This is a genomic window from Microbacterium sp. M1A1_1b (assembly GCF_053345565.1).
The window spans coordinates 26678-45716 of record NZ_JBKFAJ010000002.1 but is presented as its reverse complement, the minus strand read 5'-3'; the positions used below and the strand labels follow the sequence as shown (position 1 = coordinate 45716).

The 19039-nt window shown below is 66.8% G+C and carries 22 protein-coding genes and 1 pseudogene; 9 read left to right on the top strand and 14 right to left on the bottom strand.

From position 1 onward, the window contains the following. Positions 1-4: 4 nt before the first annotated feature. The 3 genes from ACLBWP_RS04800 to ACLBWP_RS04790 form a co-directional block, all read right to left on the bottom strand. Positions 5-865, bottom strand: coding sequence for a serine hydrolase domain-containing protein (locus tag ACLBWP_RS04800; RefSeq protein ID WP_243561094.1), 861 nt, complete (start codon positions 863-865; stop codon positions 5-7). A gap of 5 nt (positions 866-870) precedes the next feature. Beyond that, a complete protein-coding gene (locus ACLBWP_RS04795) occupies positions 871-1185 on the bottom strand; it encodes an SdpI family protein (protein WP_243561095.1) in 315 nt (104 codons plus the stop codon). 80 nt (positions 1186-1265) lie between these two features. Then, a complete protein-coding gene (locus ACLBWP_RS04790; RefSeq protein ID WP_447654287.1) occupies positions 1266-2207 on the bottom strand; it encodes a LysR family transcriptional regulator in 942 nt (313 codons plus the stop codon). 72 nt (positions 2208-2279) lie between these two features. On the opposite strand from ACLBWP_RS04790, the gene ACLBWP_RS04785 reads away from it, so the two are divergent. Both ACLBWP_RS04785 and ACLBWP_RS04780 read left to right on the top strand, forming a co-directional pair. Further along, positions 2280-3269 carry a putative oxygenase MesX gene (locus ACLBWP_RS04785; protein WP_447654286.1) on the top strand — a complete coding sequence of 330 codons (990 nt, stop codon included), beginning with the start codon at positions 2280-2282 and terminating at the stop codon, positions 3267-3269. 21 nt (positions 3270-3290) lie between these two features. Beyond that, positions 3291-4340, top strand: coding sequence for a methionine synthase (locus ACLBWP_RS04780; protein ID WP_447654285.1), 1050 nt, complete (start codon positions 3291-3293; stop codon positions 4338-4340). Between the two features lie 57 nt (positions 4341-4397). Here ACLBWP_RS04780 and ACLBWP_RS04775 read toward each other — a convergent pair whose 3' ends face one another. Together ACLBWP_RS04775 and ACLBWP_RS04770 are read right to left on the bottom strand one after the other, a co-directional pair. Continuing rightward, positions 4398-4796: a hypothetical protein gene (locus ACLBWP_RS04775; RefSeq protein WP_447654284.1), complete on the bottom strand. Its 399-nt coding sequence runs from the start codon at positions 4794-4796 to the stop codon at positions 4398-4400. A 145-nt stretch (positions 4797-4941) separates the two neighbouring features. Continuing rightward, complete coding sequence (locus tag ACLBWP_RS04770; protein ID WP_447654283.1) at positions 4942-6828, bottom strand: alpha/beta hydrolase; 1887 nt, start codon at positions 6826-6828, stop codon at positions 4942-4944. A 223-nt stretch (positions 6829-7051) separates the two neighbouring features. On the opposite strand from ACLBWP_RS04770, the gene ACLBWP_RS04765 reads away from it, so the two are divergent. Together ACLBWP_RS04765 and ACLBWP_RS04760 are read left to right on the top strand one after the other, a co-directional pair. Continuing rightward, complete coding sequence (locus tag ACLBWP_RS04765) at positions 7052-7567, top strand: hypothetical protein (RefSeq protein ID WP_447654282.1); 516 nt, start codon at positions 7052-7054, stop codon at positions 7565-7567. Positions 7568-7588: 21 nt separating this feature from the next. Then, positions 7589-7909, top strand: a pseudogene (locus tag ACLBWP_RS04760) (methionine synthase); the annotation flags it as partial. A 149-nt stretch (positions 7910-8058) separates the two neighbouring features. Here the strand turns inward: ACLBWP_RS04760 and ACLBWP_RS04755 are convergent. From ACLBWP_RS04755 to ACLBWP_RS04745, 3 genes are read right to left on the bottom strand one after another with little or no spacing between them, the layout of a single operon-like run. Further along, entirely contained in the window at positions 8059-8634 is a 576-nt protein-coding gene (locus ACLBWP_RS04755; protein WP_447654281.1) for a hypothetical protein, read from the bottom strand. Beyond that, positions 8631-9380, bottom strand: coding sequence for a hypothetical protein (locus ACLBWP_RS04750; protein WP_447654280.1), 750 nt, complete (start codon positions 9378-9380; stop codon positions 8631-8633). Before ACLBWP_RS04750 ends, ACLBWP_RS04755 begins: the two co-directional genes overlap by 4 nt. Positions 9381-9409: 29 nt before the next feature. Continuing rightward, a complete protein-coding gene (locus ACLBWP_RS04745; protein WP_447654279.1) occupies positions 9410-9901 on the bottom strand; it encodes a hypothetical protein in 492 nt (163 codons plus the stop codon). Between the two features lie 403 nt (positions 9902-10304). Here ACLBWP_RS04745 and ACLBWP_RS04740 point away from each other — a divergent pair, with 403 nt between their 5' ends. Next, positions 10305-10730, top strand: coding sequence for a PRC-barrel domain-containing protein (locus ACLBWP_RS04740; RefSeq protein ID WP_447654278.1), 426 nt, complete (start codon positions 10305-10307; stop codon positions 10728-10730). An 87-nt stretch (positions 10731-10817) separates the two neighbouring features. Continuing rightward, the gene (locus ACLBWP_RS04735) at positions 10818-11246 is read left to right on the top strand and encodes a hypothetical protein (RefSeq protein WP_447654277.1); all 429 of its coding nucleotides are present in this window, start codon (positions 10818-10820) and stop codon (positions 11244-11246) included. A 29-nt stretch (positions 11247-11275) separates the two neighbouring features. Here the strand turns inward: ACLBWP_RS04735 and ACLBWP_RS04730 are convergent, their stop codons facing one another. The 5 genes from ACLBWP_RS04730 to nrdH form a co-directional block, all read right to left on the bottom strand. Next, a complete protein-coding gene (locus tag ACLBWP_RS04730) occupies positions 11276-11554 on the bottom strand; it encodes a hypothetical protein (protein WP_447654276.1) in 279 nt (92 codons plus the stop codon). A gap of 98 nt (positions 11555-11652) precedes the next feature. Then, positions 11653-12654 carry a class 1b ribonucleoside-diphosphate reductase subunit beta gene (gene nrdF, locus ACLBWP_RS04725; protein ID WP_243561107.1) on the bottom strand — a complete coding sequence of 334 codons (1002 nt, stop codon included), beginning with the start codon at positions 12652-12654 and terminating at the stop codon, positions 11653-11655. Between the two features lie 108 nt (positions 12655-12762). Beyond that, positions 12763-14868, bottom strand: a complete 2106-nt coding sequence (gene nrdE, locus ACLBWP_RS04720; RefSeq protein WP_447654275.1) for a class 1b ribonucleoside-diphosphate reductase subunit alpha — start codon at positions 14866-14868, stop codon at positions 12763-12765. Between the two features lie 17 nt (positions 14869-14885). Then, complete coding sequence (gene nrdI / locus ACLBWP_RS04715; protein ID WP_447654274.1) at positions 14886-15302, bottom strand: class Ib ribonucleoside-diphosphate reductase assembly flavoprotein NrdI; 417 nt, start codon at positions 15300-15302, stop codon at positions 14886-14888. A gap of 112 nt (positions 15303-15414) precedes the next feature. Next, entirely contained in the window at positions 15415-15648 is a 234-nt protein-coding gene (gene nrdH, locus ACLBWP_RS04710) for a glutaredoxin-like protein NrdH (protein ID WP_243561110.1), read from the bottom strand. A gap of 356 nt (positions 15649-16004) precedes the next feature. Here nrdH and ACLBWP_RS04705 point away from each other — a divergent pair, with 356 nt between their 5' ends. Both ACLBWP_RS04705 and ACLBWP_RS04700 read left to right on the top strand, forming a co-directional pair. Next, positions 16005-17210 (top strand): MFS transporter, encoded by a 1206-nt coding sequence (locus tag ACLBWP_RS04705; RefSeq protein WP_243561111.1) that lies wholly within the window; start codon positions 16005-16007, stop codon positions 17208-17210. Positions 17211-17261: 51 nt separating this feature from the next. Further along, on the top strand, positions 17262-18080 hold the full coding sequence (locus ACLBWP_RS04700; protein WP_447654273.1) for an aldo/keto reductase: 819 nt from the start codon (positions 17262-17264) through the stop codon (positions 18078-18080). 5 nt (positions 18081-18085) lie between these two features. On the opposite strand, the gene ACLBWP_RS04695 is transcribed toward ACLBWP_RS04700, so the two are convergent. Beyond that, the gene (locus ACLBWP_RS04695) at positions 18086-18337 is read right to left on the bottom strand and encodes a hypothetical protein (protein ID WP_447654272.1); all 252 of its coding nucleotides are present in this window, start codon (positions 18335-18337) and stop codon (positions 18086-18088) included. Positions 18338-18440: 103 nt separating this feature from the next. On the opposite strand from ACLBWP_RS04695, the gene ACLBWP_RS04690 reads away from it, so the two are divergent. Continuing rightward, positions 18441-19010: a hypothetical protein gene (locus ACLBWP_RS04690; RefSeq protein WP_447654271.1), complete on the top strand. Its 570-nt coding sequence runs from the start codon at positions 18441-18443 to the stop codon at positions 19008-19010. The last annotated feature ends 29 nt before the right edge of the window (positions 19011-19039 follow it).

Below are 19039 nucleotides of genomic sequence, written 5' to 3'. Positions count from 1 at the left end.
GGCGTCACGCTACCCCGCGAGCGCCGTCCTGCCTGCGAACCGCTTGCCCGATCAGGGCCGTGGCGATCCGGTCCGCCGCGTGCGGCGCCTTCGCGAGTGCATGGACGACTGCGGTGACCCCTCCGGCACTCGCGATGACGGCGCCCGCAGCGCGGACCTCCCCGTTGATCCACGTCGACTTCCCGTGCCGCTGCCAACTCACCGTCCGGGCCGGTTCCGCATCGGGGGCGAGCGCCCAGTCGGCGTACCGGCACAGGTCGTCGAAGGTGGACCAGATCCCCCCAGCCGCCGCGTAGGGGGACGCTCCGAGCGCCCACGGCGTGATCGCGCGCCCGAAGAACAGCGTCGGGATCACTCGCTCCACCGGGTCAGGCGCGATGGTCGCGGTGGTGATGCCCGCCGGCTGGAGCACGTGCTCTGTCACCGCGGAGAACCAGTCGCCGTGGACGACGTCGAGGACCGCACCGAGCAGGGCGTACCCGAGGTTCGAGTACACGAACTGTCCGCGGGGTGTCACCGGCACCGCTGCCGACAGGTCGAGCGGACGGCCGACCGTTCTCCGGTAGGGATCGCGGAACGGGTTGCCGGCCATCCCGTCCGGAAGCCGTGGGAGTCCTGACGTGTGGTGGACGAGGTCGGCGATCGTCACCCTGTCGTCGGGCACACCGGACAGGTAGTGCGCGACGGGCCGCTCGACGTCGAGCGTCGACCACGCGGTCGTGCCGACGAGCCCCTTCGTGATGCTCCCCCACTCCAGCAGGGATGCCGATGCGTACGGCCCGCGGGGTTCCCGCACGGTCGCCCAGCCGTCGTCCGTCCGGAGGCTGGCGCGCCAGTCGCCAGAGGTCTTCCGCGGATCCCGCATCGGACCTATCCGACTGCCCGATGCGCCGCGACGACGCTCCACAGCGCCCCGGCGACCAACACCGCCGCACACAGGATCACCGCGACCGAGTCGTTCTCCCGCCCCACGGCGATCGAGCCGCCACCGAGCACGATCACCGCGCCCGTGGCGACGCCTGTCGGCAGGATCGCAGCCTGGTGTCCTCGGCGCCAGGCTGCGTCGTCCTGCATGGTCGCTCGGGTTCGGACGCCGACGAACGGATTCCGCCCGATCACGCCGCGGGCAGGCAGGACGACGAAGATGACCGTCAGGATCGCCGCGATCATCACGATGACGACCATCGCGCCCCCTCTCCACATGCACGAGTGCACACCCGTCGCATCATCATTTCACACAACACGTTCCACGTGCCAGGTTCGGTCTACCCGAGCGGCTCGACCCCGTAGCTGATGACGACGGCGCGCAACTCGTCCAGGTACGTCTGCGCCTGCACGGTGAGCGGCACGGAGGCGTGCGCGATCCACCCGATCTCGATGCGTTCGTCGACGTCCAACGGGATGGCGACGATCTCCGGGTCCAGGTCGTCGCTGATCAGCCCCGTCGAGATCGTGTACCCGCCCAGACCGATCATCAGGTTGAAGATCGTCGCCCGGTCCGACACCCGGATCTCCCGCTTGCTGGACATCGTCGACAGGATCTCCTCGGCCAGGTAGAACGAGTTGTTCGCACCCTGGTCGAAGGTCAGCCGAGGCAGGTCCGCCAGGTCGGCGAGGGTCGCCCGCTCCCGCGAGGCCAGCGGGTTCCGCCGCGCCACGAAGATGTGCGGCTGGGCGACGAACAGCGGCGTGAACACCACCCCCGCGTCCCGCAGCAGCTTCCCGAGCACCTGCCGGTTGAAGTCGTTGCGGTACAGGATGCCGACCTCGCTGCGCAGGGTGCGGACGTCCTCGATGATGTCCCAGGTGCGGGTCTCACGGAGCGAGAACTCGTACTCGTCCGCAGCGGCCGCCTCGACCATCCGGACGAAGGCCTCCACCGCGAACGAGTAGTGCTGCGCTGACACTCCGAGCAGCCGGCGCGACGGCCGGCCGCCGACGTACCGCTGCTCGAGCAGCGAGACCTGCTCGACGACCTGCCGGGCGTACCCGAGGAACTCGACGCCCTCGACGGTGAGGACGACACCACGCGCCGAACGCACGAAGAGCGCCCGGCCGATCCGGGCCTCCAGGTCCTTCATCGCTGCCGACAGCGTCGGCTGCGCGACGTACAGCAGATCGGCCGCAGCGCTGATCGATCCCTCGGTCGCGACCTCGATGAAGTACCGCAGCTGCTGCAGGGTGATGTCGTTCGAGACACGGGCCATAGGCGCAGGCTATACCAGGGCATAGTGACAGGGAGTTACCCGATGACCCGCGCCTCCCGTCATGATCGGGGGATGGCGAATGACCTGACCTTCAGCATCACGCGGACGCGGTTCGACGAGGACTACGCCCCCGCCGACAGCTCGCGGCTGACCACGAACTTCGCCAACCTGGCGCGCGGCGAGCACCGTCAGCAGAACCTGCGCAGCGCTCTCACGATGATCGACCGCCGCTGCAACGACCTGGCGGCGGGCGACTCCGACGACGACCGGTTCCGTGTCGAACTCGACATCGTCTCCGTCGCGGCCCACTTCGTCGAGCACGGTGTGGACGAGCAGTTCCCCCTGCTCGAGATGCTCGACGTCGCGATTCTCGATCAGCACACCGGCGAGCGCCACCAGGGGATCCTCGGCAACAACTTCTCGTCGTACCTGCGTGACTACGACTTCGCCGTCCTGCTGCCGTCGCTGAAGGACGGCGCCGACGCACCCAGCATCCCGTCCGACTTCGGCGAGCTCCACGGGGCGCTCTTCCAGCGATTCCTGGAGTCCGACGCCTTCCGGTCGCAGTTCGATGCCGAGCCCGTGGTCTGCATCAGCGTCTCCACCAGTCAGACCTACCGGCAGACGGAGTACGTCCACCCGGTCCTGGGCGCCGAGTACGCGCACGAGCACTCCTCGCTCACCGACGACTACTTCGGTCGGATGGGGATGCAGGTCCGCTACTTCATGCCGCCCGGGGCCAAGGCGCCGCTGGCGTTCTACACGCGCGGCGACCTGGTCAACGACTACTCCGACCTGCAGCTCATCGGCACGATCAGCACCATGGAGACGTTCCAGAAGATCTACCGACCGGAGATCTACAACGCCGACACGGCCGCGCCGAGCGTCTACCGCCCGAGCCTGTCGCACACGGACTTCTCGACACCCTCGGTCACGTACGACCGGGAGGAACGCAGCCGCCTTGCCGTCACCCAGGGTCGCTACACCGAGGAGCACCTCGTGAAGCCGCACCGAGCACTCCTCGAGCAGTGGGCCACCAACCCCGCTGCCCTGACCCACTGACCTGTTAGGAACTCCACGAGCATGAGCACCCTTCTGCCCACCGCCATCGTCGGCAGCCTGCCGAAGCCGTCCTGGCTCGCCGAGCCCGAGAAGCTCTGGTCCCCCTGGCAACTGGAAGGGGCGGCGCTGGCCGAGGGCAAGCAGGACGCGCTCCGGGCCGCCGTCCACGAGCAGGAGCACCACGGCCTCGACATCATCAGCGACGGCGAGCAGACCCGCCAGCACTTCGTCACGACGTTCATCGAGCACCTGGACGGCGTCGACCTCGAGCGCAAGGAGACCGTCCGGATCCGTGACCGGTACGACGCGGCGGTCCCGACCGTCGTCGGTGCCGTCAGCCGCCGCCAGCCGGTGTTCGTCGAGGACGCGAAGTTCCTGCGGGCACAGACCGACCGCCCGATCAAGTGGGCGCTCCCCGGCCCGATGACCATGATCGACACCCTCTCCGACCAGCACTACAAGAGCCGCGAGAAGCTGGCATGGGAGTTCGCCACGATCCTCAACCAAGAGGCCCGCGAGCTCGAAGCCGCCGGCGTGGACATCATCCAGTTCGACGAGCCCGCCTTCACGGTCTTCCACGACGAGGTGCAGGACTGGGGCGTCGCCGCACTCGAACGGGCCGCCGAGGGACTGCGCGCCGAGACCGTCGTGCACATCTGTTACGGCTACGGCATCGAGGCGAACAACACGTGGAAGGAGACGCTCGGCGCGGAGTGGCGCCAGTACGAGCAGTCCTTCCCGCTCCTGCAGCAGTCGTCGATCGACACCGTGTCGCTGGAGTGCATCCACTCGCATGTGCCGCTCGAACTCGTCGAATTGATCCGTGGAAAGAAGGTCATGCTCGGCGCCATCGACGTCGCGACCGAGACCGTCGAGACCCCGGAAGAGGTCGCGGAAGTGATTCGCCGCGCACTCGAGTTCGTCGACGCCGACAAGCTCATCCCCAGCTCCAACTGCGGGATGGCGCCGCTTGCGCGGGGCGCGGCGCTCCAGAAGCTCGGCGCCCTGGCCGCAGGCGCGGACATCGTGCGAGCAGAGCTCGCCGAGGTTGCGGTGCCGGCAGCGCACTAGCCCGACGGCCTGGAGGCACGGCTCGACACCGTCACGCAGGTCGCGTCGGCAGTGTCGTCACCCCTGGCCGTCGAGGCTCATCTTGTCGAAGTCACCCGCGAAGCACTGCGAGCTGCCGTCGATCGTGTAGCCCCGCGGATCTGCCCGGAAGTCGGAGGAACTCACCGGGCCGCCCCTGCCGCGGACCCCGAGGATCGGGTCCTCACCGCCGGTCTGGTACCGCTCGGTCGTGACCCCGAGCTCCTTCCAGTGGCGTTCCACTGCCACGACATCCGCCCTCGGGTCGGCGCTCGCAGAACGGACCATGGCGTAGACATACTGCACACCGCCTTGCCCCAGGCCGAGACCGCACTTGCCGAGCCGCGGACCGTCGTTGGCTTCCCAACCACGCCCCACCACGTCGGTCGATCCCTCGACGAACGTGACAACGGACTGTTTCGCTTCATTCGTGTTCATCCCAGACCCTTCGCTGCAACCGGTGAGAACGGCGACAGCGAGCAGCACTGCTCCTGCCGACCGGACGACGTTGACGGCCTTCCGCCGCGGTGGTTTCATCCGAGAGTTCCTTCCAGATCAGTTCGCTTCTGCGACATCGTCATCATCATTTCGTCAGTCGTTCGGGCTGGCCCGTCGTGGCGTAGGCGACGTTCTGCAGCGACTGCGTGTCCTCGTCGAGGTAGCCGCCGCCGTACCAGGTGTGCACGCCGTGGTCGCGCACAGGCTTGAGTCCTGGCGCACCATCGGCGCCGAAGCTCGTCGCGCCAAATTCCGGTGCAGTCGGGTCCTGGTGGTGATCAGAGCTGAAGTCCCGCCCGACGGCCGCCCACTCGTCGCCACTTCCGTGTTCGATGATCGGCTTCACCACTTCCGCTTGACCGGCGTACACCGCATCCGCGTGGATCTCGTCCGCCCCATGGATGCTGTCCGGGATCCCAGCTGAAGCGATGGATGTGAATGAATCAACGTGCACGCCCTCGGTCGTGAGCGCGTAGGACGCAGTCGTGGTGCCGTAGGAGTGCCCGAGGACATTGACCGTCGGCATGCTACTTGCTCTCGTCGCATCGAGTCCCTTGATCGACGCGGCCAGCTTCTCCCCGCCGGCTTTCGCGTAGTCGCTGCCGAAGACGGCGTTGCTCGCCGGCGGGACCGGCGGTGCTTCGTAGCCCATCCAGGCGACGACGGCATTCGTGGTGCCGCGCCCTGCCGGGACCGCCTTCGCCTGCTCGCTGTAGACGTTCTGAGCGGCGTCGGTCCAATCAGTCATGCTCCCCGTGCTGGATCCCATCCCTGGCACCGCCCACGTGACATTGGTCGCTTCGTCGAGATCACCGATGGACACTGCAGCCAGGGGCGGATGGTCTGCGCTGAGCACGACGAGCGTGCGAGGAGCGCTCGGGCCACCGGCGCTGAGAGAAGACTTGATCGACTCGAGCGCTGACAGGTCCTCCGCGTTCTTGCGCGCCTCAGCACTGTAGACGCGGTCCGGGCGATCGAGGTCGTCCAGGAACTGCTTCGCGGACGCGATCCGGCGGTCCAAGACAGCGACGTTCGCAGCTCCACGCGCCCAGTACGGCGTCCCCTCGAGATTCCCCAGCGCGGTCAACAGCGAGGTCGGGAGGAGTGCGAGATCCGCAGTGTCCTCCCTCGTGAGACCCAGCTCCGTCCACATCGCTGCGACTTCGGCCGGGGTCAGGCCGTCGGCGAAGAGCCGCTGGACGCCGCGGACGAGCTCGTCATCGGTCGCCCTGTCGATCATGGCGTTCGTCAGCGATCCGTCACCCCCGGCTTGATCGAACGCGTCTGCGATGCGGTCGATCCAGGCGGCATCGGCTCGGTTCTCCTCGAGGAACCGCTCGAACCCGGTTACGAAGGTGCACCCATCGATCACAACCCAAGAGCTCGAAGCGGTGAAGGCCGTCCACGAGTTGGTGAGCGTCGAGGCCTTCGCTCCTGCAGCAGCATCGTTCGCCCGGCTGACGGTACTGAAATCACGCAGTCGTGCCGGGTCCGCCGAGCTCCGGCCGTTCCCCGTACCGCCTCCGGATCGACTTCGCTCACGGGGTGCGAACGCCGCGTGGATCGACGGCGGTCGGATCGGGATCTCCGATGGTTTCGGTGCACGGATCGCAACTGGCGGCAGGGTGGCCGTGGCGAGCAGAGAGGTCGCCGCGGCGTGCTGACGGTCGCGTTCGGCTTCGTTCCACGCATCAAGGGCGTTCAGCCGTTCCTCCTCCGCCTCGGCAGAGGACTTGGCATCGCGCACCTGGCTGGCCAGGTCGTTCAGGACCGACGCCAATTTGCCCCGGTCGGTTGACTCGGCCGACGCAGACTCAGTGAACCGGTCCGCATAGGTACCGGAGAAGTCAGCCGCGGCTTCCTCCACGGCGGACCGGCGAGGCGCTGACTGAGCACGGAGCTCGTCCTCCGCCGACGTCGCAGCCCTGATGACGGCGTCTGCTGCAGCCGCGTTGAACTCGATTTTCCCCATGTCGTCCCCTCCGACCCACCCCGGTCTCGGCTCCGACCCTAGCCGAGAGCAGCACGCAGAACAACACACTCCACACACCACTCGATGTTCATCCCCGCCACTTCGCCGCACCCGATGAACGTGGCGACAGCGAACTGCACTCCTGCTGCCAGTCAGGCGACATCGCGGCCCGCAAACCCCGTAGTGTCGGCGGCCTCACCATCACGCAAGAAGGCGATCACGGATGACACGACGGACTCCCTGGCGCTCGGCGGTTCGCTCGTCGGCGGCGATCGCGATCGTCGCCACTGCATCGCTCGCACTGACCGCATGCAACGCAGGACCCGCCGCAAAGAACGGGCAGACCCCGAACCAGGCAAGAGTGGCCGTCACCGCGATCGTCGATGCCACTGCGGATGTTGTCGGCGGCAAGTGGTCGGTCGTGAGCGGCCCCGCAGTCCAGGGCTGCAATCGCGACAGCGGCGGACGCGGCGCTGCGTACTTCTCCACGAAGATGCGAGAACAGCGCGATGGCGATCCCGCCGAAGACGTAGCAAACGTCGAGCGGCTGTGGAAGGGGAAAGGGCTCACGACCGAGCGCTACAAGAGCGGCGGCACCGACCCCACACTCGGCCTCCGAGGTGCAGGCGGCCCGACGACGAGCATCGACTTCCTCGCCGACGAACGCGGGTACAGCCTCGACGCCGTCTCGACGTGCATCGCGGGCGATGCGGAGGAACTGCAGCGCAACGGAGAGTGACCTCTCACAGGCTCGGAGTCGGAGGTGACGCTCGGAGCGGCTTGGCGCCCGTACGAGCAGTCCTTCCACTCGTGGAGCAGTCGTCGATCAACATCGTCTCGCTCGAGTGCGTCCACTCCCACGTCCCGCTCGAGCTCGTCGAGCTCATCCGCGGCAAGGAGGTCATGCTCGGCGCGATCGCTGCGTCGTGCGCTTGAGTTCGTCGACGCCGACAAGTTCATCCCGAGCCCGAACTGCGGGATGGCCCCGCTTGCGCGGGGTGCGGCGCTCGACAAGCTCGGGGCGCTGGCGGCAGGCGCGGACATCGTCTGCAGTGAGCTCGTCGGCACCGCCGATCATTGACAGCTCCACTCCAGAAGGAGGAGCGCCGTCACGGTCGTCGCGTTGGCCGGCTGCGCGGCGCTCGAACCTGACTGGAGGCACGGCCGCTGTCCGACCGTCGGCTCAGGTTGACACTGGCGTCACCTTCTGGATCGTGAGGGGGTCCTGCCTCACCGGATGGTTGCGGTGTCTCCGAGATGACGCACGAGATCCACGGCACGCCGGATCCACGGCGCCGCCACGATCACGGTCACCGCAACCAGCGTCGCGATCTGCAGCGCAAGGAAGAGTGCGAGCCACAGCGGCACGAATGCAACCACCGCCCACGTGAGAGCAAGGCCCGCAGCGATGATCGAGGCTGCTCGCGTCGACGTGCGGGCTGAGCTGCGCGACGTGAGGACGGCGCAGCCCGCGAATCCCAGCGGCACGACCGCCTGAAACGCGATCGACAGTGGGAACCACGATGAAGTAGTGACGGCCGGAGACTGCGTCACCACGAATCCGACGACCGATGCCGCTGCGATGCCACGAGCGAGATCGCGGGCCCGCAGCGCGAAGGCGATGCAGCTGACAGCGACGAGCACCACGAGCACGACGATGACGGGCGCCGCCCCGATTCCGAGAAGGTGGTGACCGGCGAATCCCAGCATGTTGTCCACGGCGAGGATGGCGGCCCCGAGCGCCGCGAACGTCGACGTGTTGACGGCCGCTGTGCGCTTGAGGCTGGGACCCGAGCGATCCATCATCGGGCTTCCTCGAGCGGGCTCACGGTGTCGCGCACCTTCTCGTAGGCAGTGGCGCACCTTGCCTTGAGATGCGGGCCGATCGGTGAGAGCGCCGCGACCCACCGTTCTTCATCCGCAATCTGCCGGATCCGTGCCCGGCCCAGATGATCGACCGAGGCGTGCACCGCGGCGGTGACGCCGGGGAAGAGGGCCTCGTACTGCTTCGCCGACCCGCTCCGCTTGCGAGGGTGCTTGACGTACCGTTCCCCCTCGCTCGCGACGAACCGCGTACACGTCGTCAGGTAGTCCTGCGCCGCCGTCAGCTTCGTCGGGACACCGACGTCATCGGCGATCGCCGGTGAACCTTCGGGCGCTGTCACGGCCGCGATGACGGAGGGCGGCCCGATGACATACCAGTTCTCACCGCGTGTGACCGCGCGTTGGGCGTTCACCGTGTCCTTCCACTCGTCCAGCGTCTGCGACACGGAGGCGGCGTGAGCGTAGACCCGAACGAACACCGAGTCGGTGCCGTCGAAGCAGTCGAACCCGCGCATCGCATCCCAGAACGCAAGATCGTCCGCCAACGCGTCCGCATCACCACACGGCAGGGACTGGCGGAGCTGCCCAGCGATCGACCGCAACGCTGCCCCGCTGAGCCCGGGCTCAGTGGGACGAGGCTTGGGGTCGTCGGTGACGGCCGCTTGCGGTTGATGAGAGGCGCAACCCGACAGAACGGCTGCGGCGACGCAACCCGAGACGATTGTCACGAGGCTGCGTCGCCACACGCTGTGGCAAGTCACTGCCACTGGACGCCGGCCCACCCGGTGCCAGTGAGGCCCTTCATCTTCTTGGTCCCGGCGACGTTGCCCCACGGGACACTCTTGGAACGGCCGGTGCCGCAATCCAGCGCCGTCCACGTGGGAGCGTGCTTTGAGTTGAAGGACTTACCCCAGATGCACGGATTGGCGTTGCCCTGGTGCTTGTACCACTTGTACGACACCTGGGCAGAGGCAGTTGAACCGATCACGCTGCAACCGTTGAGCGACTCGCTCATCACGGCGACGACCGCGAACGCGCGGTCCTTGCAATCACCAGACAGCGTGCTCGGGCCATCACCGATCACGACAACCTCCCCGTCGGGGTCGAAGCTGTCGTCGACGACGACGTTCTTCGGGACTGACACCCCCACTCCACCGCTGACTGCGTTCGCTGGGACCGCCGCCACCAGGGCGGTTGCGGCCACCGACGCTGAGATGAGCGCGGCGGTCAACAGGTTGATCTTCTTCATTTCTCACCTTTGAGTTCCGGTGAAGTTCTACCGGCTACACACAGGATGCATCAGGTCGACATCCGCCGCAAGTCCAGATGTCGATCCGGGTCACCCGATCGATCACTCGGCCTCCAGTACTCCCGCCCCGACGAAATTTCACGGCGGTGATGAGGCCGAGGCCGGACCGCAGCCCTGCCGCAACAGCGACGAGCGCACAACCGTTCTGGCGACGAAGCCGATCGACCCTGATGCAGTTCGACGGTCCCGGGAAGAGCACCCCGGTGCCACCATCAGTGAAGCGGCGGCGGTTCTCGCACGCAGGTAGTCCGATCCCTGCCCCCACACGTCTCCATCAGATGTCCTGATCTGCGGGTCGGGAACGCCGCCGCGAAGCGCCAGGCGCAGGGCGTTGACTACGCCCATGATCACCAAGAGCAAGATCCACGAGGTCGAGAACGCGACCGTAAGGGACCGCGACGGCGCATCGGTCGGCAAGGTCGCGCAGGTGTTCCCCTCCGAGTCGGACGGCAGTGCTGCGTTCGTCAGCGTCGCGACCGGGCTCTTCGGGGCTCACACCGCGCTCGTCCCGGTCGAGGACGCCACGTTCGACGGCACGGACCTACACGTCGGGTACGCAAAAAGCACGATCAAGGATGCGCCCTCCACCGGACCCGGGAACACCCTGTCCGTCACCGAGGAGAACGCCGTCCGCAAGCACTTCGGGCTCTCCCCCACAGGCAAGGCGACCGGCGACATGGGCGATCCGCACGAGAACCTCGACCAGGCCGATACCGGTCCGGCGGGCGCAGACGACACCGAGGGCGCCGGCACGACGCCCCCAGCGTGAGCAGCACCAGGTGGCCGCTGAACCGAGAAGCGGGGCAGCCAGGAAGATGGACGAGACCACGCGAACGCGTCGGTCGGAGAGGGCACTGTGACGGACAACACCAGCAACGCTGAACTGCAGTCGATGATCGACCGCGCCGGGCAGATCACCGCCGAAGAGGCAGAAGCGCTCGACGTCACGTGGAAAGCCGACGAGGGCATCCTGCTGCCGGAACCGAGCGCATCGCTCGCGATCCAGGGAGGCGCGGACGGGCGGATGGTCACGAACGCCGACCTCGTGGCCGCGTGGCAGCACGCGCTCGACGCCGCCGGCGCTGCGGGACGCGTCGAGGAGATCGAGGCCGCACAGCAGGCCGGACGCGCGGTGCGGCACTCGGACGCGCACTTGCGGGACCGCGCCGGCGCCGAGGAAGCCGTGCGGTCCGCGGTGCTTGCGATCGGGGTGCGCGACCTCGTCTCTGACGATGAGGTCGCCACGCTAACCGCGGCCTGGCGGAAGGTGCTCGGGGAGGTCTGACCGAGAGCGGCCCGGGCTGACTCTGGGACCTACGGCCTCTTGCGCTTGTTCGTCTCCCAGTAGTCGAGCACGACATCGTCTCCGTCTGGCAGCTCTCGTTCGACGAGTGACAACAAACGACGGGCTTGGCGTCCGTGGGAGCGGGCAGCTGCCTCAGTTGGCCAGCCGGTCTCGACGCCGTAGTTCTCGGTGAAGTCGCGGGCCCACTCTAGGATGTCGCGTTCAAGCCGTGGCGAGAGCGACGGGGTACCCGCGGCGCAGGGGCCGTCGTCGTCCCACAACGGCCAATCGAAGTTGTACTCATTCATCAGCCGATAGCGCACACCCGAAGGATCGCACAGGGGTCGAGACGAAGAACGCCCCGCCGGCCGAAGCCAGCGGGGCGTCCCCACGAGTCAGACCAGGCTCAGAAGTCCCAGTCCTCGTCCTCGGTGCTCTCCGCCTTGCCGATGACGTACGACGAGCCTGACCCCGAGAAGAAGTCGTGGTTCTCGTCCGCGTTGGGCGACAGCGCCGACAGGATCGCCGGGTTCACGTCCGTCGTCTCCTTGGGGAACATCGGCTCGTAGCCCAGGTTCATCAGCGCCTTGTTGGCGTTGTAGTGCAGGAACTTCTTGACGTCCTCGGTCAGCCCGACCTGGTCGTAGAGGTCCTGCGTGTACTGGATCTCGTTCTCGTACAGCTCGAACAGCAGGCTGAACGTGTAGTCCTTGATCTCCTGCTTGCGCTCTTCCGAAGCGCCCTCAAGCCCCTTCTGGAACTTGTACCCGATGTAGTACCCGTGGACGGCTTCGTCGCGGATGATCAGGCGGATCAGGTCAGCGGTGTTCGTGAGCTTCGCGCGCGAGGACCAGTACATCGGCAGGTAGAAGCCGGAGTAGAACAGGAACGACTCGAGCAGCGTCGACGCGACCTTGCGCTTCAGGGGATCGTCGCCGGTGTAGTAGTCCAGGACGATCTGTGCCTTCTTCTGCAGGTTCACGTTCTCGGTGGACCAGCGGAAGGCGTCGTCGATCTCGGGCGTCGACGCCAGGGTCGAGAAGATCGACGAGTAGCTCTTGGCGTGCACCGACTCCATGAACGCGATGTTCGTGTAGACGGATTCCTCGTGCGGGGTGACCGCGTCGGGGATCAGGCTGATCGCGCCGACGGTGCCCTGGATGGTGTCCAGCAGCGTCAGACCGGTGAACACGCGCATGGTGAGCTGCTGCTCTTCGGGCGTGAGGGTGTTCCACGACTGCACGTCGTTCGACAGCGGCACCTTCTCGGGCAGCCAGAAGTTGTTGACGAGGCGGTTCCAGACCTCGACGTCCTTCTCGTCCTGGATGCGGTTCCAGTTGATCGCGCTGACCGAACGGATCAGCGGGACGGCTTTGCCGGTGGCGTGGACCGGGTCGGTGAGAGTCATTGCGTTCTTCCGGAAGTGGTGGTTCAGAACAGGTGACGGACTGGAGGCTCGGGGCGGGCTCGCCACGAGCCTCCAGTCCGGTGGGTGGTCGCGTTCAGCGACCAGCCGCTACAGCATGCAGCTGACGCAGCCCTCGACCTCGGTGCCCTCGAGTGCCAGCTGACGCAGACGGATGTAGTAGATCGTCTTGATGCCCTTGCGCCATGCGTAGATCTGCGCCTTGTTGATGTCGCGCGTGGTGGCGGTGTCCTTGAAGAACAGCGTCAGGGACAGGCCCTGGTCCACGTGCTGCGTCGCCGCGGCGTACGTGTCGATGATCTTCTCGGCGCCGATCTCGTACGCGTCCTGGTAGTAGTCCAGGTTGTCGTTCGTCATGAACGGCGCCGGGTAGTAGACGCGACCGAGCTTGCCTTCCTTGCGGATCTCGATCTTCGACGCGATCGGGTGGATCGACGACGTCGAGTGGTTGATGTACGAGATCGAACCGGTCGGCGGGACGGCCTGCAGGTTCTGGTTGTAGATGCCGTGCTGCTGGATGGACGCCTTCAGCGCCTTCCAGTCGTCCTGCGTGGGGATCGTGATGTTCGCGTTGTCGAACAGCGATGCCACGCGGGTCGTCGCGGGCGTCCAGGCCTGGTCGGTGTACTTGTCGAAGAACTCACCCGACGCGTACTTCGAGTCGCGGAAGCCGTCGAAGGTCTCCCCGGTCTCGATCGCGATGTTGTTCGAGGCGCGCAGGGCGTGGAACAGCACCGTGTAGAAGTAGATGTTCGTGAAGTCGATGCCTTCTTCGGAGCCGTAGTACACGCGCTCACGAGCCAGGTAGCCGTGCAGGTTCATCTGCCCCAGGCCGATGGCGTGCGACTTGTCGTTGCCGTCTTCGACGGAACGGACCGACGAGATGTGCGACATCTGCGAGACCGAGGTCAGGCCGCGGATGGCGGTCTCGATGGTCTTGCCGAAGTCGGGCGAGTCCATCGTCAGCGCGATGTTCAGCGAGCCGAGGTTGCAGGAGATGTCCTTGCCGATCTCCTTGTAGGACAGGTCCTCGTTGAAGGTGGTCGGCGTGTTGACCTGCAGGATCTCCGAGCACAGGTTCGACATGTTGATCCGGCCCTTGATCGGGTTGGCCTTGTTCACCGTGTCCTCGAACACGATGTACGGGTAACCCGACTCGAACTGGATCTCCGCGATGGTCTGGAAGAACTCGCGCGCCTTGATCTTCGTCTTCTTGATGCGCGAGTCGTCGACCATCGCGCGGTAGTTCTCGGAGATCGGGACGTCACCGAAGGGGACGCCGTAGACCTTCTCGACGTCGTACGGCGAGAACAGGTACATGTCCTCGTTGTTCTTCGCGAGCTCGAACGTGATGTCCGGCACGACGACGCCGAGCGACAGCGTCTTGATGCGGATCTTCTCGTCGGCGTTCTCGCGCTTGGTGTCGAGGAACTTCATGATGTCCGGGTGGTGAGCGCTGAGGTAGACCGCGCCGGCACCCTGACGCGCACCGAGCTGGTTGGCGTACGAGAACGAGTCTTCCAGCAGCTTCATCACGGGGATGATGCCCGAGGACTGGTTCTCGATCTGCTTGATCGGGGCGCCGGCCTCGCGGATGTTCGACAGCAGCAGGGCAACACCGCCGCCGCGCTTGGACAGCTGCAGCGACGAGTTGATGCCGCGCGAGATCGACTCCATGTTGTCTTCGATGCGCAGCAGGAAGCAGGAGACGAGTTCACCGCGCTGGGCCTTGGCGGTGTTCAGGAACGTCGGGGTGGCGGGCTGGAATCGCCCGGCGATGATCTCTTCGACCAGGTTGATCGCGAGCTGCTCGTCGCCCTGGGCCAGGCCGAGGGCGGTCATCACGACGCGGTCCTCGAAGCGCTCGAGGTAGCGCTTGCCGTCGAAGGTCTTGAGCGTGTAGCTCGTGTAGTACTTGAACGCACCGAGGAACGTCTGGAACCGGAACTTCTTGGAGTACGCCAGGTCGTTGAGCCGCTGGATGAAGTCCATCGAGTACAGGTCGATCGTCGCCTGCTCGTAGTACTCGTTCTCCACCAGGTAGTCGAGCCGCTCCTGCAGGTTGTGGAAGAAGACGGTGTTCTGGTTGACGTGCTGCAGGAAGAACTGCTTGGCAGCTTCGCGGTCCTTGTCGAACTGGATGTTGCCGTTCGCGTCGTAGAGGTTGAGCATCGCGTTGAGGGAGTGGTAATCCATCCCCGTCGTCGGCGACGTCAGTTCGACGTCTGCAACTGCTGCGTCCAAAATGCATCCAATCCTGAGTTGACCGCCGACACGTCGTCAGGCGTTCCGAAGAGTTCGAACCGGTAGAGCACGGGCACGTGGCACTTCTGTGACACCACGTCGCCCGCGAGGCCGTAGGCCTCGCCGAAGTTCGTGTTCCCCCCGACGATGACGCCCCGGATCAGTGCCCGGTTGCGTTCGTCGTTGAGGAACTTGATGACCTGCTTGGGGACCGCTCCCTCGCCGTTGCCGCCACCGTAGGTGGGCAGGACGAGGACGTACGGTTCGTCCACGTGCAGGAACGGTTCGCTCGGGTAGAGCGGGATCCGGTCCGCGTCGCGGCCGAGCTTCTCGATGAAGCGTGCGGTGTACCCGGACACACTCGAGAAGTAGACGAGTCGGCTCATGGTGTCGCTCCTCGTACGGACGGTGCGGACAGACGGACCGGAGGGTGTCCGTGGGTGGTGGGTCGGGCCTCCTGAACGGACCCGCTCCACCGCCCGACGGACGGGAGGCGCCTTACGCCAGTTCGGCGGAGAGCGTCGCGATCTTGTCGGGACGGAAGCCCGACCAGTGGTCGTCGTCGGTGACGACGACGGGTGCCTGCAGGTAGCCGAGGCTCTTGACGTGCTCGAGCGCGGCGTCGTCCGTGGAGACGTCGTGCACCTCGTACTGGATGCCCTTGTTGTCGAGGGCCCGGTACGTCGCGGTGCACTGGACGCAGGACGGCTTGGTGTAGACGGTGACGGCCATGATTACCCCTGGTTCTGGGCTCGAAACCGGGCCCGAAGTTCTGGTGCTGTGCTGAGCACGACGCTACTACATGTTGTGCCCGATGATCGGTTGGACCACTAGAGGAAGTGTTACACCCCTGTAGTTCTCCACAACGCCATCCACAGTCTGTGGATTCCCCACAGCCCCGGATTTCCGCCAGTGTCGCACCCACCACCGACACTCCCAACAGCCTGTGGAGGGGGCTGTCCACGGGTGTGGAAACACGCGATCCGTACCCCTGCGTCGGCGTGTCTGAGAACGCCGGATCCGGGCCGCTCCCCCGGACGGGTGACACCGCCGGCGAGCCCGCCCGTCTGGTCCGTACACTCCTGGATGTGAGTACGTACGGGCCCCTGCTGAAGACCCCCGGTGTCGGCCGTGTCATCGCCGCCCAGCTCACCGCGCGCTTCCCGTTCGGCATGCTCTCGCTGGCCTACCTGCTGCACGTCGAGCACCTGTTCGGGTCGTACGGCTCGGCCGGTCTGGTGCTGGCGACCACGAGTGTCGGCCAGGCCCTCGCCGGTCCGCTCACCAGCCGGTGGATGGGCCGCTGGGGCATGCGCCCCGTGCTCGTCCTGACCAGCCTGGTCGCTCTGCTGAGCATGGGTGTGATCGCGTTCGTGCTGATGCCGCTGTGGGCGTACGTGCTGATCGGGTTCATCGGCGGTCTGGCCGTCCCGCCCGTGCAGCCGGCCGTCCGCACCATCTACCCCAAGATGGTGACCTCGGCGCAGCTGACGCCCCTGTTCTCCCTCGACGCCAGCGCGCAAGAGCTCATCTGGGTCGCCGGCCCGGTCATCACCACGTTCGTCGCGACGCAGATCGGCACCGTGCAGGCGATCGTCGTCGCGATGGTGTTCCTGGTCATCGGTGGCACGTGGTTCATCGCGTCCCCCGAGCTCGGCCGCGTCCGCATCCCCCGGTCCAAGCGCGCGTTCGGCGTCGTGCTCAAGCGCCCCTCCGTCGTCGTCGCGACCCTGACCGGTCTGCTGCTCATCGGAGCGTGTGCCGCGGTCGAGGCCGGCGTGATCAGCGCGTTCGGCGAGGGCAGTCCCAACGCGGGCATCGTCCTGGCGATCTTCGCGATCGGCTCGCTGGTCGGTGGGCTGGCGTTCGGGCACCGTCCGATCTCGCCGAACTCACTCTGGGCACGCATGCTCATCGTCTTCATCGGTCTGGGACTCGCCACGTTCGGCACCGGGTTCTGGTGGCTGGCGTTCGCCCTGCTGATCGCCGGCGCCGGCATCGCCCCGGCCCTGACCGTGATGTTCGGCTCGGTCTCTGCGACCGTCAAGTTCTCGGACACCGCCGAGGCCTACGGCTGGATGGGCACAGGGCAGCTCATCGGTGCCGCCGGTGGATCCGCCGTGGCCGGGTTCCTGATCGACCTGCACGGCGCGACCGGTGGGCTGGTCGTCGGCGTGGCTGCGGCATTCGTCGGGGTGCTGCTGCCGCTGATCGCCAAGCGGTGGCTGCCGGACCTGCGCGGGCGCGACGCCAGTCCCCTGCCCGACACCGAGCCGGTGGTCCTCCCCACCTGAGCACGGCCCCTGTGCACGGGCCACCCCCGCCACGACCGGCAGGATGGACGCATGGTCACCTCCATCCCCCTCCGCGACGGTCGGAGTATCCCCGCCGTGGGCTTCGGCGTGTACAAGGTCGACGACGCCGAAGCCGAGACCGCCGTGGGCACTGCCCTGACCGCCGGGTACCGGCACGTGGACACCGCCGAGATGTACGGCAACGAGCGCGGTGTCGGGGCAGCGGTCCGCGCCTCCGGTCTCGCGCGCGACGAGGTGTTCGTCACCACCAAGGTCTGGAACGACCACCAGGGACGCGATGCCACGCTCCGGGCGTTCGACGCCAGTCTGCAGCGGCTCGGCCTCGACGCGGTCGACCTCTACCTGATCCACTGGCCGGCGGCGGCGAACGACCACTACGTCGAGACCTGGCGCACCCTGGTCGAACTGCACGAGTCCGGGCGGGCGCGAAGCATCGGCGTCTCGAACTTCCAGGTGCCGCACCTCGAGCGCATCATCGGTGAGACGGGCCAGGTCCCGGCGCTCAACCAAGTCGAGCGGCACCCGTGGTTGCCCCAGCGCGACCTCATCGCGTTCCACGCGCGGCACGGCATCGTCACCGGCGCCTGGTCACCGCTCGGTCGTGGGCGCCTGGTCGACGAGCCGGTGCTCACGCGCATCGCCGCAGCCCACGGGGTCAGCGTCGCGCAGGTCCTGGTGCGGTGGAACGTGCAACAGGGCGTCGTCGTGCTGCCGAAGTCCGTCACGCCGTCGCGGATCCGCTCGAACCTCGACGTCGAGGGCTTCACGCTGTCCGACGACGACCTGCAGGCGATCGCGACGCTCGAGTCCGGGCAGCGGACGGGCTCCCACCCGGACTCGGTGTCCTAGCGGGCTCAGCCCCGGCGGTCGTCTTCCGACTGCCACGGCAGGTGCAGGTCCCCCGGCTCGGGCTCGACGTCACCCGCGTCGTCCGCTCCGCCGGTCCCCGGTGCGGCGATGACCTTCGAGGGGTCGATGCCGTCCGCGCGCAGGTCGTCGTCGTCGCGCTGCAGGGTCTGCGACGCCTCGGTCTCGCGCTCGCTGGACGGGCTGTACGAGGTGTCGGTGTCGTCGGGGCCGATGCCGGTGGTGTCGTCGGTGCTCATGACGGTGACGCTAGGCCCGACGACCACGCACATTCTCAGCGCGGCTACCGGGTTCCCAGCTCTGGGGTCGGCACTTCGCGAACCGGATCGGTAGCGTCGACTCGTGATCGATCCTCGCGCCCTGGCCACCGCCGAACTCCGGAGTGGAGAGACCCTCCTCTGGTCCGGCCAGAGCGACCCCCGCGTGCTGTTCACCGGCCGTGACGCGTTCCTGATCCCGTTCAGCGTGCTGTGGTGCGGCTTCATCGTGTTCTGGCTGACCCAGGCGATCAGCACGGGCGCACCGTGGTTCTTCGCCGTCATCGGTTCGCAGTTCGCGCTCATGGGCCTGCACCTGCTGATCGGTCGTTTCGTGGTCAAGCGACGCCGCAAGCTGACGGAGGCATACGCCGTGACGAACCGCCGTGCGTTCATCACGAACGGGCAGCGCACGAGCGAGACGAGCGTCGGACGCGACGACCGCGAGACACACTGGTCGAAGGGCCGCACCCACTGCTCCGTCGAGTGGCGCGGGACCAGCGGGTCGTCCTCGTTGGGGTTCGGCCGTACCGCGAACGCCCAGCAGGTCTACGCCAACACCGGCCTCGACGGCTTCTTCGGCCCGCGGATCGTCGCGTTCTGGGACGTGCCGGACGGCGAAGCGCTGATGTCTGCGCTCGAACGCGCAGCCTGAGCCACGGTTCGATCACGGCACTGGTCGAA